Origin of the sequence: Acetobacter persici, assembly GCF_018256955.1 — a bacterium.
Classification (GTDB): domain Bacteria; phylum Pseudomonadota; class Alphaproteobacteria; order Acetobacterales; family Acetobacteraceae; genus Acetobacter; species Acetobacter persici.
In genome coordinates, this window is the sequence record NZ_JAERKU010000003.1 from 131,294 (window position 1) to 145,710 (window position 14,417).

Genomic DNA, 14,417 nt, shown 5'->3' on the forward strand with positions numbered 1-14,417 from the left:
CCTCATAACGCGAACTGATGCCTGCGGACAATCGTGCTTCGCAAGATGCGTTCAAGATGGCAGAAGGGACTATGGGGCGGAGAAATCCATAAAGCCTGAAAATGATCTCATTTTTGTCATGGTGATACGGCATGACGCTCGCCGGGATCGTGAAATGGCGGAATGCACGCCCGCAGGGGCAGGGGAGAAGGACAGGCCGTGAGAGCAGAGGTGCGTGCAGGTGAGCAGTAAAGGCGTTCTGGATGGCCTCGTGCTGACCGCGAATCGTGTCATGACAGGTGTTACGCTGTGGGGGGCTGCCGCAGGCTGCGCATGGGCCGCGGACCCGCAGCCTTACGTGACCCAGCTTGCGGGCAGCGGGCAGGCGGATCTGGATGCAGCCCTCAAGTCTTCTTCTGACCTGCTGAACCTTCAGGCCACCCATGCTGTCGGGCCATTTGCTCTGGCCGGACGTGTGCGCAACGACTACGACCGCCTGCGCTCTGCTCTGGAAAGTTACGGCTATTATGATGGCACGGTGCAGATTTTCCTGCATCGCGCCAAAGAGAAAGACTCCGTCACGGTAGACGGGATGTCTCCCGCGCTGTCCGACTGGCTAAACAGCGTCCCGGCAGGGGAGAAGGTGACCGCCGAGATCAAAGTGCAGAAGGGCCCACTTTATCATCTTGGCTCCGTGAAGGTCATTGACCCCAAAACCAATATGCCAGTGGCCCTCACGCAGGCGCAGCAACAGGCGTTCGGCCTGAAAACCGGGCAGGACGCTGTGGCGCAGGATGTGCTGGGCAGTGGTGGCAACCTGCTGGATGTCTGGCGGGAAGAAGGGCACGCGCTGGCGCGGGTGGACAAGCCGCGGGCGTATCTCCAGCCGCAGACGCATACGCTGGACATTGTCTATCCGGCCTCCGCCGGGCCGGTGCTGAATATCGGCACGATTGATGTGGACGGGCTGAAGCGGGTGCATGAAAAATTTGTGCGCCGCAGACTGACCGTGCAGGAAGGCGAACTTTACCAGCCCTCCAAAATTGAGGCGGCCCGGCAGGATCTCAGCTCACTGGGTGTGTTTTCCAACGTGGGCGTAAAGGATGGCTCCACAAAGCCCGTGAACGGCACCATGCCGCTGGACTTTACCTTCAAGGAAGCCAAACGCCGCTCCGTAGGGGCAGAAGCCGGGTATTCAACAGACCTCGGGGCACGCGTGGGTGCGACGTGGACCCACTATAATATTTTGGGCAATGCCGAGCGGCTGAAACTGACGGCGCTGATCACCGGCCTTGGTGGCTCCGCCCAGCAGGGGCTGGGCTATGATGTGTATGCCGATTTCATGAAGCCGGATTTTTACAGCCGGAACCAGAATCTGAGCGTGCGGATTGAAGCCCTGCGGCAGTTGTTCTGGTCCTATCGCCAGACGGCGTTTCTGGTGAATGCCGGGATCACCCGCCGGATTGATAAACACTGGAATGTCAATTTCGGGCTGGCGGCTGAGCAGGAAAATATCGAGCAGTTTAACGTGAGCCGCGATTACACCATTGTTTCCGCACCGCTGGGTGCGACGTTTGACAATACTGGCGTTGGGAACCCCATTGAGCCAGCTTTGCATGGCGTAAGAGCCAGCATTAACGCCACGCCGTCTGTTTCTCTGGGCAACAAGGGGAGCGGCACGTCCTTCTTCGCGATCCTGAATGCCTCTGCCTCCACCTATTTTGATCTCAAACATCTGGGGATCAGCAAACCCGGACGCAGCATCATCGCGCTGCGCGCCATGATTGGCAGTATTCAGGGCGCATCGACTTACGATATCCCGCCCGACCAGCGCATGTATGCCGGTGGCAGCGCCACGGTGCGCGGGTATCGCTGGCAGGGCGTGGGGCCGCAATATGGCCGCACGCGCTACGCAATCGGCGGGACGTCGCTGGATGCCGGGACCATTGAATACCGGCAGAGGCTGTTCAAAAGTTTTGGGATGGCCGGGTTTGTGGATGCCGGGCAGGTGGGCAGCAGCAGTATCCCGTTTACCGGCACTCTGCGCGTGGGTGCGGGTGGCGGTGTGCGCTATTACACCCCCATCGGGCCGGTGCGTGTTGACGTCGCTGTGCCGCTGAACCGCGCTTATCGTGGTGACAAGTGGGATCTGTATATCGGTCTTGGGGAAACATTCTGATGACTGAATACAACGAGACCGCTCCCGCACCGCGCCGTTCCGCGCTGCGGCGCGCAGGCCGCGTGCTGGGTCTTTCCGCTGGTGTGCTGACAGGTGTGACTGTTCTGGCGGTGGGGGTTATTCTGGTCGGGGCGAATACCGGGCCGGGGCGCAGGCTGCTGATGAAGCAGACGACAGCGCTGACGGGCGGCATGGTCAATATTGCCGGGATATCCGGCCGTTTCCCGGATAATTTCCATCTGGACTCCATCGCCCTGAAGGACAAAGACGGCGTCTGGCTTTCCCTGCGGAATATCGACCTCAACTGGTCTCCGCTCAGCATGGTCTGGCGCACCGCGCGGATTTATGCCCTGAAAGCGGATGAACTGAATATTCCGCGTCTGCCGGTTTCAGACCCGACGGCGCAGCCTGCGGCCCCGTCTTCAGGCGCGAAATCCAGACTGGGGCTGAGTGTTGATATCCGCACGCTGGCCGTGCAGCGCATTACCGTGGGCGCGGCGCTGGCGGGCGTGCCTGCCAGTTTCTCGCTGGCCGGGCATGGCAGCCTCTCCTCCATTGACCCGGTGATTGACGGGCTGACGCTGCCTACATTGCCGAAGTCTGACATCGCTTTGCACGTAAAACGGCTGGATGCGTCCGGGCAGATTGATCTGGCGACACAGACCGGCGACGGCAAGCTGGGCCTGCATCTGGATGCGCAGGAAGGCACGGATGGGTTTGCGGCCTCCAGACTGAAAATGCCACAGCTTACGCCGCTGTCTCTCGCGCTGGATATTAAAGGCCCGACAAACGCTGCGGCACTGGGGTTTTCTGCATCAGCGGGGCCGGTAAAGGCGAAAGCAGAAGGGGAACTGAACCTTCTGGCTGGAGATATGGCGCGCCTGTCCGCGCAGTTTGAGTCGCCACAACTGGCTCTGACGCCGGATATCGGCTGGGATGCCATTCACCTTGCTGCGCAGCTTAAAGGCAAAATGACCGCGCCCAATGGCACCGCCACGCTTCAGGTTGACAGGCTGGCTGCCGCCGGGGCTGCTGTGGGCACCCTGAAGGCAAACTTTACCGGCCAGAGCGGGCAGGCGGGTGTTGAGGATCTGCTGCATCTGGTGATGACGGCGGATGGTGTGCGGATACCGGGAAGTGCGCCAAATCTGCTGGCCTCTGCTCCGGTGCAGCTTGATGCAAAACTCTCCCCGCAACCGGCGGGCAAACCACTGCAACTGGATATCTCGCATCCGCTTCTGCATCTGACAGGCTCCGTTCTGACAGCATCCCCCCAGCGTGGCACTCTGACGCTGAGCCTGCCGGACCTGCGCCCCATCGGGCAGGTGGCGGGCACGCCGCTTCAGGGCAATGCCGGAATGACCGCGCAGTTTGACCTGCCTGCGCAGGCAGAGGGTGATACGCACCTGAAAGCTGATGGCACACTGGCCATTTCCGGCGGCCAGCCGCAGGCCGTGGGGCTGATCGGCCCCAAAGGCACGTTTGCGCTGGCAGCCACTATGCGGCCCAATACAGCACCGGGGGCTGCCGCTTCAGTTTCTTCGGCCTCCGCTCCGGCATCGGCCCCGGATGCCTCTGCGTCTGCGCACACTCCCGCCGTCACGCCGAAACAGCCAGATGCGGCACAGCCTGTCCCGTCAGGTGTTGCGGGTTCCGGTGCGGAGGCAAAGCAGACCGAGGGGGCGAAAAAGTCGGATAAACCTGCCGCGCAGGCTGCCGGGCAGCAGATTGATCTGGCGTCCCTGACTGTCGACGGGCAGGCCTTGCACCTCAAGGCGCAGGGTCGGGTGAATACCGGGCAGGATCTGGATGTGACATCCACTCTGGCGCTGCCGGATCTGGCCCGGGCGCTGCCCTCCCTGCGGGGCGGTGTCACGCTTGCGCTCTCGGCCAAAGGGCTGATGCAGGATTTTGCCGCTAAGCTCCATCTGGAAGGGGACCCCGGCACGGCAACCATGTCCCGTGGCCAGGTGGTGCTGGATGCGGATGTGGCGCATCTGCCGTCCGCTCCTGCGGGAACGGTTGAAGCGCATGGGTCGGTCAATCGTGCGCCGCTGCTGCTGAATGTTGCGCTGGCGCAGGATGAGACGGGTGCGCGCCAGATTGATCTGAAAAAACTCTCATGGAACAGCGTGCAGGGGCAAGGCGCACTGTCTCTGGCGGCGGGTGAGGTTGTTCCGCTGGGCACGCTGGATGTCAAAATAGGGCGTCTGGCAGACCTGAAAGACGTCATCGGTCAGCCGATTTCCGGCGCGCTGGCGGCATCCGTTAAAACCACACAGCTTAATCAGAAGCCGCTGGTCGCGTTAAAACTGGATGGCAATGTGGCTATGCCGCAGGCCAGAATTGGCACGCTCTCTCTGGCCGGGACGGTGAAAGACCCGGCAGCCCACCCTGACGCGGACCTTACCCTGAAGCTCGGTGGCCTTGCTGCGGCAGGAATGACCGGGCAGGCGCGGGTAACGGCCAGAGGGCCGGACAATGCGATGGCGCTGACGGCCCAGATCGGCCCGGCCACATGGTCTGGCAGCCCGCTTTCTCTCGATACGGCCGCTCTGCTGAACCTGCCTGCCAAACAGGTGCGTCTGCAAAAGCTTGCGGCAACGGCAAAGCAGGAAAATCTGCGGCTTCTGGCTCCGGCCCTTATCTCCTTTGGGGAGACCATGGGGGTGGACCGGCTGCGGGTGACGCTGGGAACGCAGGGGGCGGAACCGGCAACGGCGGATATTGCAGGCCGTATCAAGCCCACACTTGTGGCCACGGTGGATGTGCGGAATCTGACACCCGCACTGGCGCACCCCTTTATGCCTGACCTGCATGCGCAGGGAACGCTTGCGATGCAGGCCAAAGTAAGCGGCACGATGGAGCGCCCGCAGGGGCAGGTGCATCTGTCGGGGAATGGTTTGCGGATGCAGGGTGCCTCTGCCGCGGCGTCTCTGCCGCCGCTGCATCTGGATGCAACGGCTGATCTGGCCGGGACATCCGCCAAAGTCAGAATGCAGGCGGATGCCGGGGCAAAGCTGGCGCTGGGTGTAAATGGCACAGCGCCGCTGACCAGCACCGGGCCGATCAGTCTGCGGACTAGCGGGCATCTGGATCTGGCCATTGCCAATGGCTATCTGGGCGCGCAGGCGCGGCAGGCTCTGGGGCAGGTACAACTGGCCTTGCAGGCGGAGGGCACGCTGGCGGCTCCCCGGATTGCAGGCACCGTAGACCTGCAAAACGCAGAGTTTCAGGATTTTGCGCAGGGCGTGCATCTGTCCGCCATCAACGGGCGTATTGTCGGGCAGGGCAACAGCATTGTTATCCAGAATCTGACCGCCAAAGCGGGCGACGGCACGATGGGTGTGACGGGCTCAGTTGGTGTGCTGGCGCCCGGTCTGCCGGTCGATATTCATTTTGTGGCGCGGGATGCGCGGCCGGTCTCCAGTGATCTGATTACGGCCATCATGAATTCGGACATGACCATTAAAGGTCAGGCGGCAGGCCGGATGGATGTGGTCGGCAACGTTGATCTGCGGAAAGTGGAAATCAATATCCCCAACTCCCTGCCGTCGTCTGTCGCGCGGCTGGATGTTGTGCGCCCGGGTGACAAAACAGAGGCTGAGAAAGCCGCAACCACAAGCGCGACGGCCAGCGTGATCGGACTGGATCTGACACTGACATCGCCGGGTAAATTCTTTGTGCGCGGGCATGGTCTGGATGCGGAAATGGCTGGCAGACTGAAGGTAAAAGGCACCAGTACGGCTCCTCTCGTCAGCGGTGGGTTTGACCTCAAGCGCGGGAATTTTGATCTGGCGGGGATTTCCCTCAACTTCACCAAGGGGCGCGTGGCCTTTAACGGCAGCAGCGTGGACCACAAGCTGGACCCCACGCTGGACTTTGAAGCAGACCGCGCCGTGAACGGGGAAACAGCGATGCTGAAGGTGGGCGGCTATGCCAGCGCGCCGAAAATCAGCTTTGAATCCATCCCGTCTCTGCCGCAGGATCAGGTTCTGGCCATGCTGCTGTTTGGCACGGATGCGCACTCTCTCTCCTCCACCCAGATGGTGGAACTTGGCACGGCACTGGCGACCTTGACGGGTGTGACGACGTTTGACCCGATGGGCACCCTGCGCAAAACCCTGCATCTGGACCGTCTGGCCGTTGGTGGCGGGTCTGGCGTGGGGAATGGCGGTACCACGGTGGAAGCCGGGAAATATGTGATGCGCGGCGTGTATGTGGGGGCCAAGCAGGCGACCTCTGGCTCTGGCACACAGGCGCAGGTGCAAGTTGACCTGACCAAACATCTCAAGCTGAACACCACAGTCGGCACGGGCGGCAACGTGACGGGCTTTACCACCCCGGAAAATGACCCCGGCAGCAGCGTGGGGCTGCTCTGGCAGTATCGCTACTGAGGTGGGTGCATGGACGGCAGAGGGACCTTGAAGAGAGGCCGGGAACGGCTCTCTTCAAGGATAAGGCTGGCTTAAAACTGGAAATCAACCATCACGGGCACATGGTCGGAAGGGCTGACCCAGTCACGCGCTTCCCGCACCACGGTCATGCCGCTGAGGTTCGGCACCAGATCGGGGGTGACCCACACATGGTCCAGTCGGCGGCCCCTGTTGGATTTTTGCCAGTCCCGGTTGCGGTAGGACCACCATGTATAAAGTTTTTCCTGCGGCGGGACAAAATGCCGCATGGCGTCCACAAAGCCGGTTTCCAGCCAGCGGTTTAACCGCTCGGTCTCGGGCGGGGTATGGCTGACGATTTTGAGCAGTTGCTTGTGGCTCCAGACGTCATGTTCCAGCGGAGCGATATTCAGGTCCCCTACCAGAATGGCGCGTTCGGGCTTGCGGCCAGCAAACCACTCGGTCACTTCCTCCACAAAGGCCAGTTTGTGCGCAAATTTGGGGTTGGTGTCCGGGTCCGGAATGTCACCGCCCGCAGGCACATAAAAATCATGCAGTTCCACCGGGCCGGAGGGTGTGCTGATGACAGCCCCCACATGGCGGCAATCTTCCTTGCCATACCAGCCCGGCAGATTCTCCACCGGGGTGATGGGATGGCGGGAGAGAATGGCCACGCCGTTGTAGCTCTTCATCCCTTTATAATGCAGATGCTCAAAGCCCAGAGCCCGTACGGCCTCTTCCGGAAAGAGCGGGTCTGGTACCTTGGTTTCCTGCAGGCAGATGATATCGGGGGCCAGTGCGGCCACCAGATCATCAAGCCGGGGCAGGCGCAGGCGGAGGGAATTGATGTTCCATGTCACAAGTCGCATGGGCATGAGCCATTGCGCATCCGGGTTTGCGGAGCAAGAAAAAACAGCCACATATAAAGCAAAGGCGCGGCGGGGCGTGCGCCTTGTAATCTTGACTGACAGGACCATTTTTCTCTCATGACGTCTTCCTCACAGGCTCATACGGGCCAGACTCCTGCTCCTTCCGCCGAAGCCGAGGCGCTGCATCGCGCGCTGTTCACGCTGGATAGCCATATTGATATCCCCTGGCCGGACCGGGGAGACGCCTTTGAGGATACGGAGGCCCGCCGGGTTGATCTGCCCAAAATGCAGAAGGGCGGCATGTCCGCCGGGTGCTTTGTGGCCTATATCGCGCAGGCAAAGGTAGATGCCGAAGGGCATGCGGAGGCACAGGCGCAGTGTCTGGCCATGCTGGATGTGATCAACGGGATGCAGGGCAGCCAGAACGGCGTTACGGCACGTGTCTGCTCCACGGTGGCGGAAATTGAGGCCGCATATCAAGCAGGCGTGCTGGCCGTTATTCCGGCCGTGGAAAATGGTTACGCCATGGGGGATGACCCGGCCGTTCTGGCGCAGTTCCGGGCCAGAGGTGCTCGGTATGTCACGCTGACCCATAACGGACATAATGCGCTGGCAGATGCGGCGGTGCATCGCCCCAGTCTGGGCGATAAGCCGGAAAACCACGGCGGACTGTCTGCTCTGGGGCGTGAGGCTGTGCGGCACATGAACCGCCTTGGTCTGCTGATTGATGTCTCGCACGCGTCTAAAAAGACCATGTTGCAGGCCGTCGCGGCGTCCGCTGTGCCGGTTGTGGCCAGCCATTCCTGTGTGCGGACCTTGTGTGACCACCCGCGCAATCTGGATGATGAACAATTGGATGCGTTAAAGGCCAGCGGCGGCGTAATCCAGATTACCGCCATGCCTGCGTTCCTGAAACCGCGCGACGGCGAGGCGCCCCGTTCAGCCGGTGTGGCCGATTTTGTGGACCATATTGACTATGTGGTGCGCCGCATTGGCGTGGAGCATGTCGGGATTTCATCAGACTTTGATGGCGGCGGTTCGCTGGCGGACTGGCAGAACGCCACGCAGGGGGTGAACCTGACGGCGGAACTCCTGCGCCGCGGGTATGACAGAAGTGAGATTGCGGCGTTCTGGGGCGGAAACTTCATGCGTCTGCTGGGGCAGGCGGAGGCCGTGGCAGAACAAACCGGGACAATTGGCTGAAAACCACAGCCGGATTTTTAGGGCATTTGTCCACTTCCACCCTTGACAGACTTTATTTTCCATAAAGTCTGCGGGTGTGGCGGAGTGGTTACGCAACATGCGATATAAAGTTGTTTTAAATCAATAGGTTGCTTTGTTTGGCTAAAAAATATGCAATGCGTCAGGAGCACGGGAAATCTGCGGATTTCGGGGTGTCAAGCCCGGCTGATCCACAGACTTATCCACAAAATCAGTGGATGAAATTATTTTCTCGAAAGAGCGCCTGATGACATCTGAAAATTCCCCAAACGCGACTACGCCGGACGCCGGAGAAAACAGGCCTGCCACCCCGCTGAAGGGGGTGGAGGTTATCCGGGAGGCGCTCAAAACCATGCCGCTCTCTCCCGGTGTGTATCGCATGCTGGGCGAGAAGGGGGATGTTCTCTATGTCGGCAAGGCGCTGGCGCTTAAAAAACGGGTGACATCCTACACGCAGGTTAATCGCCTGCCTGAACGCCTGCGGCGCATGGTGTCCGAGACAGCCTCCATGGAGATTGTCACGACGCATACCGAGGCCGAGGCGCTGCTGCTTGAGGCCAACTACATCAAGCGCATGAAGCCCCGCTACAACATCCTTCTGCGGGATGACAAAAGTTACCCCTGGCTGATGCTCACGGATGCACACGCATTTCCGCAGATTGCCAAACACCGCGGCAAGCCGGTGAAAGGGGCCAGCCTGTGGGGGCCGTTTGCGTCCGCATGGGCAGTTAACCAGACGCTTAACCTGCTCCAGCGGGTTTTTCTGCTACGCTCCTGCGCCGATTCCGTGTTTAACAGCCGCTCTCGCCCCTGCTTACTGTATCAAATCAAACGCTGTTCCGGCCCGTGTGTGGACCGGATTAATCAGGCCGATTACGCAAAGCTGGTTGAGCAGGCGCGGGACTTTCTGTCCGGCAAGGATCACGTTCTGCGGGAAGAGATGAGTGCCGAGATGCACCGGGCGGCCGAGGCGCTGGATTTTGAGCGCGCGGCCACCATGCGGGACCGAATTCGTGCACTGGCGCAGATGCAGGATTCGAGCGTCATAAACCCGGCCTCTCTGCAAAATGCGGACGTGTTTGGCATCTGGCAGGAAGCCGGACAGGCCTGCATACAGGTGTTTTTCATCCGCGGCGGACGCAATAACGGCAACAGGTCCTTCTTCCCGGCGCATACGCAGGACCAGGAACCGGGTGATATTCTCGCCGCCTTCATTGCGCAGTTTTATGACGATAAGCCATGCCCGGCACAGGTTCTGGTTAATCATGAGTTGCCGGAAGAAGCCCTGCTGGCTGAAGCCCTGACGCTGCGGCGTGAGCGGAAGGTAGAAATTCTGCACCCTATGCGGGGTGAGAAAAAGCAGGTGCTGGACCATGCCGTCGCCAATGCGCGGGATGCGCTGCACCGCAAACTGGCGGAAAGTGCCGGGCAGGCGAAACTTCTGGAGGGCGTGGCGCGCGTGCTGGGGCTGGATGCGCCCCCTGAGCGGATTGAAGTCTATGATAACAGCCACATCATGGGGTCCCATGCCTATGGCGTGATGATTGTCGGCGGGCCAGAGGGGTTTGACCGCAGGGCGTACCGTAAGTTCCTGATCAAAGGCCCCGTCACACCCGGTGATGACTTTGGCATGATGCGGGAAGTGCTGGAGCGTCGCTTCGGGCGGGCGTTGAAGGAAGCGGCGGAAGGCGATCTGTCCAACTGGCCCGATGTTCTGCTGATTGACGGCGGGGCAGGGCAATATTCCGCCGTGCGCGGCGTGCTGGATGATCTTGGTGTAACGGGTGTCAAGCTGGTGGGCATTGCCAAGGGGCCGGACCGCGATGCGGGCCGGGAGTGGTTCCATACCGGGGATGCAGCGCCGTTCCAGCTCGAACCACGGGACCCGGTTCTCTACTACCTGCAACGCCTGCGCGATGAGGCGCATCGTTTTGCCATTACCACGCACCGGGCCGGGCGTTCCAAAACGCTGGTGACGTCCGAGCTTGATGATATTCCGGGTGTTGGGCCTGCGCGGAAAAAGATGCTGCTCAACACGTTTGGCTCGGCCCGTGGGGTCAAACAGGCCGGGTTGCCGGAACTCGAATCGGCACCGGGGATCAACCGGGAGACAGCCAGGGCGGTTTACGGGCATTTTCACCCGGACTGGACGCCGGGTTGACCCCGGTTTTCAGCCCTGCACTAAACTTCTGGGTGAGTGGTGAAAAGCAGACGCCAGAAACCATTTCAGCTCCGCGGGAAATAGGCTAGCATCCCGCCAATGCTGACAGATCTGCCGAATGTTCTGACCATCTCGCGTATCGTGGCGATCCCGATTGTGGTGCTTTTTGCCGCATGGGGGTCTCCGCAAACGGATGCGCTGGCCTGCTTCCTGTTCATTCTTGCCGGGGTGACGGATTATTTTGACGGCAAGCTGGCTCGTTCCCGGCATCAGTTGTCTGACTTCGGCCGGATGTTTGATTCCATTGCAGATAAATTGCTGGTGGGGGCCTGCCTGATGGTGCTGGCCGGGCTGGGCCGCATGGCCTATTTCAGCCTGTGGCCTGCCATCATTATTCTGTGCCGGGAAATTCTGGTGTCCGGCATGCGGGAATATCTGGCGGAACGCCGGGCCAGCCTGCCGGTGACGCGCCTCGCAAAATGGAAAACCGGCTTCCAGATGACAGCAATCGGGTTTCTGCTGGCAGGGGACGGCACAGGTGTTCTGCTGGGGATGCCCTGGCTGCCCGTGGCGCTGATTGGCGCTGTTCTGCTGTGGATTGCAGCGGCTCTTACGCTGATCACGGGCTGGGATTATCTGACAACCGGGCTGCGGCACGTTAATCTCTCGTGAAGAGGCGTTTGAAACCCTCGCACGGTGTGTCTCATAAGTCTCAAATGGCGTTCCTCGGCTTGTATCCCTTCCGCAAACCGGTATTTAAGCTTTAGGCGGCATAGTTTTGCCGCAGCAGGTATCTCTGTTTTGCCTGCATGGTGTCATGGTTAGCGGAGTCAGGTGATGCGGAAATCCGCTCTTGTTGGAATATGTCTGGTTTTGAGCGGCTGTTCCGGGTTCGGGAAATTTGTGACCGATACCGCAACCCTGCCGGGCGCGAACCCGAATGCGCCGGGCGGTGAAAACCTCAACATGCGTCGGGTGCGTGGATATTCCACCGCGGAAACCCCACTCCTGCCCGCAGGCGGGAATATCTGGCCAGGGCCGCCGGCACCACTGCCTACTCTGGAAGACGTTGAGAAGGACCGTATTGGCACCATTCTGGGCGGTGCGTCCAATGGGGGTGGCTCGCAGTTGCCTGATGGCGGAGAAATGAGCGTGGGCGAGCCGGATGGCCAGCCTGATACGTCTCAGTCCGTGACCGGAAAGCTTCCGGATGCCGAACCGGATGCGGCCTCTAAATACGGTGTGCAGCGCGGATCTGCCTCCACCATTGAAATTCCGAATGGTGACGGCACCGTGACGCTGATCCACCCGGACGGGTCTGTGACGACCACGCAGGCAAAAAAGACGCAGGCTCCGGCCACCCCGCGCCCCTGACGGCGCCGGGGCGCGGCACAGGCCGCCTGATACGAGAAAAAGCAAGGACATCGCTATGGCGCAGGACGTCACAATTTTCTATTTCGCTGCGTTGCGTGAGCAGATGGGGCGGGAGAGGGAGACTGTCCGTCTGTCAGAGCCGTCTGTCACGGTAGAGGCATTTCTTACCGAACTGCGTCAGAAGGATGCCACGCTGGATACGGTTTTTGCTGCCGCACCACGTATCCGTGTTGCCATTAACCAGACGCTTGCGACGTTTCAGGATACTGTAAAGCCCGGTGATGAACTGGCATTTTTCCCGCCGATGACCGGGGGCTAGGGGCGTGCTGCGCGTTCTTGTCCAGCCTGAGCTTTTTGATATGGGGGCGGAAATGGACCGCCTTTCAGCCGGGTCCCGTTCTATTGGCGGTATCAGCGTTTTTATGGGGCAAGTGCGGGACGGGCCGGATGGGCTGGAAAGCCTGACGCTGGAACATTATCCCGGCATGACAGAAAAAGTGCTGACGGCGCTGGCGGATGAAGCGGTGCGACGTTTCAGCCTGACGGGCTGCACACTGATCCATCGCGTTGGCACGCTGCCTGTGGGTGCCCCCATCGTGTTTGTCGGGACGTCTTCCGCGCATCGGGCGGAAGCGCTTGCGGGCACCAATTTTCTTATTGATCGCCTTAAAACCGGAGCACCATTCTGGAAATGTGAGCGCTATCATGATGGGCGCTGTGTCTGGGTGGATGCACGGGAAGCGGACGATAAAGCATCTGCGTTGTGGGATGAATAACGTTTCATAAGATTTTGTTTTTTAATGAAATCTGTTGTTTTTTTTGGCTGTGAATCTGAAGGTTCTGTTAAGCCACAGCCACAGCCACAGCCACAGCCACAGCCACAGCCACAGCCACAGGCAGACAATCTGCTGTGGCTCCTGTGCTGTGGTTTTCAGTTTTCCGTAGACAGAACGCGATAGATGGTATCGGTCAGCGTGCGCAGATCTTCCGGTGGGATGGTGAAGGCCGGGGTGAGGTAGACGATTGAGCGGAACGGGCGGATCCACACATTTTCCGCAATAAAGCGTTGCCGCAGAGCGTCCGGATTGGCAATTTTTTCCAGTTCCACAACGCCAATGGCCCCCAGAACGCGGACGTCCTTAACGCCCGGCAGCGTGCGGCAGCGTTCAAGCGCTTCTGTCAGATGCGCCTGAATGGTGGCCACCTGTGCCAGTCGGGGTTCGGTTTCAAATAAGTCCAGCGAGGCATTGGCGCAGGCGCAGGCCAGAGCATTGGCCATAAAGGTCGGCCCGTGCATCAGAGCGTGGTCCGGGCTGTCGGACAGAAAGGCCTCAAACACATGCGGGCGGGCAACGGTGGCGGCCAGCGCCATGGTGCCGCCTGTCAGAGCTTTGGAGAGGGTGATGATATCCGGCACAATGTCGGCCTGTTCACAGGCAAACATCGTGCCGGTGCGGCCAAAGCCGGTAAAAATTTCATCCAGAATGAGCAGGAGGCCGTAACGGTCTGCGGCCTCGCGCAGCGTGCGCAGCACAGTGGGGGAATGGAACAGCATGCCCCCCGCACCCTGCACCAGAGGCTCGGTGATGATGGCAGTCAGCTCATGGGCGTGCTCGTCCAGAAGCTGGAAAAAAGCTGCGGTGCTGTCCTCATCCTGTGGCAGCGGGGCGATGATATGATGAGCCAGCACATCGCCATACAGGTGGTGCATGCCTTCTTCCGGGTCACAGACGGACATGGTGGCAAGTGTGTCGCCATGATATCCGCCTTTGAAGGCCAGCATTTTGGTGCGTTTCGGCTCCCCGGTGTTCAGGCGGTACTGAATGGCCATTTTCATGGCGACTTCCACCGCGACAGAACCGGAATCGGTAAAAAAGACCCGATCCAGATCTCCCGGCAGCATGGCGCACAGGCGGCTTGCCAGACGTAAGGCGGGTTCATGCACCATCCCGCCGAACATCACATGCGGCATGGTGCCCAGCTGTGCTGTAACGGCGGCGTGGATGTGGGGGTGATTATAACCGTGGCAGGCTGTCCACCATGCGGCCACGCCGTCCACCAGTTCCCGGCCATCCGTAAGCTGAATGCGGGCATTGTGGGTGCTGCGGGCGGCCAGAGGGGCCGGAGCGGTTTTCATCTGGCTGTAAGGCAGCCAGATATGCGGGAGCCCCTGCTGGTACCAGTCTGGCATGACGGGTGAGGACGATGCGGTTGCCTGTTCCGGCTGCCGGGCGGGAGCG

10 protein-coding genes are annotated in these 14,417 nt (G+C 60.4%); 8 read left to right on the top strand and 2 right to left on the bottom strand.

Annotated elements, in window-relative coordinates; genetic code table 11:
• Positions 1–271 precede the first annotated feature (271 nt).
• On the top strand, positions 272–2,158 hold the full coding sequence (locus tag JK199_RS05000; protein WP_212374674.1) for an autotransporter assembly complex protein TamA: 1,887 nt from the start codon (positions 272–274) through the stop codon (positions 2,156–2,158).
• Positions 2,158–6,555 (top strand): translocation/assembly module TamB domain-containing protein, encoded by a 4,398-nt coding sequence (locus JK199_RS05005; protein ID WP_212374247.1) that lies wholly within the window; start codon positions 2,158–2,160, stop codon positions 6,553–6,555. Before JK199_RS05000 ends, JK199_RS05005 begins: the two co-directional genes overlap by 1 nt.
• A 71-nt stretch (positions 6,556–6,626) precedes the next feature.
• Here JK199_RS05005 and JK199_RS05010 read toward each other — a convergent pair whose 3' ends face one another.
• Positions 6,627–7,421 (bottom strand): exodeoxyribonuclease III, encoded by a 795-nt coding sequence (locus JK199_RS05010; protein WP_408742330.1) that lies wholly within the window; start codon positions 7,419–7,421, stop codon positions 6,627–6,629.
• Positions 7,422–7,538: 117 nt separating this feature from the next.
• Between JK199_RS05010 and JK199_RS05015 the strand changes: the two genes are divergently transcribed.
• From JK199_RS05015 to JK199_RS05040, 6 genes are all read left to right on the top strand, one after another.
• Complete coding sequence (locus tag JK199_RS05015) at positions 7,539–8,624, top strand: dipeptidase (protein WP_212374251.1); 1,086 nt, start codon at positions 7,539–7,541, stop codon at positions 8,622–8,624.
• 265 nt (positions 8,625–8,889) lie between these two features.
• Positions 8,890–10,803: an excinuclease ABC subunit UvrC gene (gene uvrC / locus JK199_RS05020; protein ID WP_408742331.1), complete on the top strand. Its 1,914-nt coding sequence runs from the start codon at positions 8,890–8,892 to the stop codon at positions 10,801–10,803.
• Positions 10,804–10,902: 99 nt separating this feature from the next.
• On the top strand, positions 10,903–11,475 hold the full coding sequence (gene pgsA / locus JK199_RS05025; RefSeq protein WP_077930028.1) for a CDP-diacylglycerol--glycerol-3-phosphate 3-phosphatidyltransferase: 573 nt from the start codon (positions 10,903–10,905) through the stop codon (positions 11,473–11,475).
• A 201-nt stretch (positions 11,476–11,676) separates the two neighbouring features.
• Complete coding sequence (locus tag JK199_RS05030; protein ID WP_373278446.1) at positions 11,677–12,177, top strand: hypothetical protein; 501 nt, start codon at positions 11,677–11,679, stop codon at positions 12,175–12,177.
• 55 nt (positions 12,178–12,232) lie between these two features.
• Entirely contained in the window at positions 12,233–12,496 is a 264-nt protein-coding gene (gene moaD, locus JK199_RS05035) for a molybdopterin converting factor subunit 1 (RefSeq protein ID WP_086655297.1), read from the top strand.
• Between the two features lie 4 nt (positions 12,497–12,500).
• Positions 12,501–12,953 carry a molybdenum cofactor biosynthesis protein MoaE gene (locus JK199_RS05040; RefSeq protein WP_342356289.1) on the top strand — a complete coding sequence of 151 codons (453 nt, stop codon included), beginning with the start codon at positions 12,501–12,503 and terminating at the stop codon, positions 12,951–12,953.
• A 155-nt stretch (positions 12,954–13,108) separates the two neighbouring features.
• Here the strand turns inward: JK199_RS05040 and JK199_RS05045 are convergent, their stop codons facing one another.
• Positions 13,109–14,368, bottom strand: coding sequence for an adenosylmethionine--8-amino-7-oxononanoate transaminase (locus JK199_RS05045; RefSeq protein ID WP_212374678.1), 1,260 nt, complete (start codon positions 14,366–14,368; stop codon positions 13,109–13,111).
• Between the last annotated feature and the right edge of the window lie 49 nt (positions 14,369–14,417).

Excerpts from the sequence above, each read along its gene's own strand:
- JK199_RS05000 (WP_212374674.1), top strand. The coding sequence starts at position 272 with ATGACAGGTGTTACGCTGTGGGGGGCTGCCGCAGGCTGCGCATGGGCC.
- JK199_RS05005 (WP_212374247.1), top strand. The coding sequence starts at position 2,158 with ATGACTGAATACAACGAGACCGCTCCCGCACCGCGCCGTTCCGCGCTG.
- JK199_RS05010 (WP_408742330.1), bottom strand. The coding sequence starts at position 7,421 with ATGCGACTTGTGACATGGAACATCAATTCCCTCCGCCTGCGCCTGCCC.
- JK199_RS05015 (WP_212374251.1), top strand. The coding sequence starts at position 7,539 with ATGACGTCTTCCTCACAGGCTCATACGGGCCAGACTCCTGCTCCTTCC.
- uvrC (WP_408742331.1), top strand. The coding sequence starts at position 8,890 with ATGACATCTGAAAATTCCCCAAACGCGACTACGCCGGACGCCGGAGAA.
- pgsA (WP_077930028.1), top strand. The coding sequence starts at position 10,903 with ATGCTGACAGATCTGCCGAATGTTCTGACCATCTCGCGTATCGTGGCG.
- moaD (WP_086655297.1), top strand. The coding sequence starts at position 12,233 with ATGGCGCAGGACGTCACAATTTTCTATTTCGCTGCGTTGCGTGAGCAG.
- JK199_RS05045 (WP_212374678.1), bottom strand. The coding sequence starts at position 14,368 with ATGCCAGACTGGTACCAGCAGGGGCTCCCGCATATCTGGCTGCCTTAC.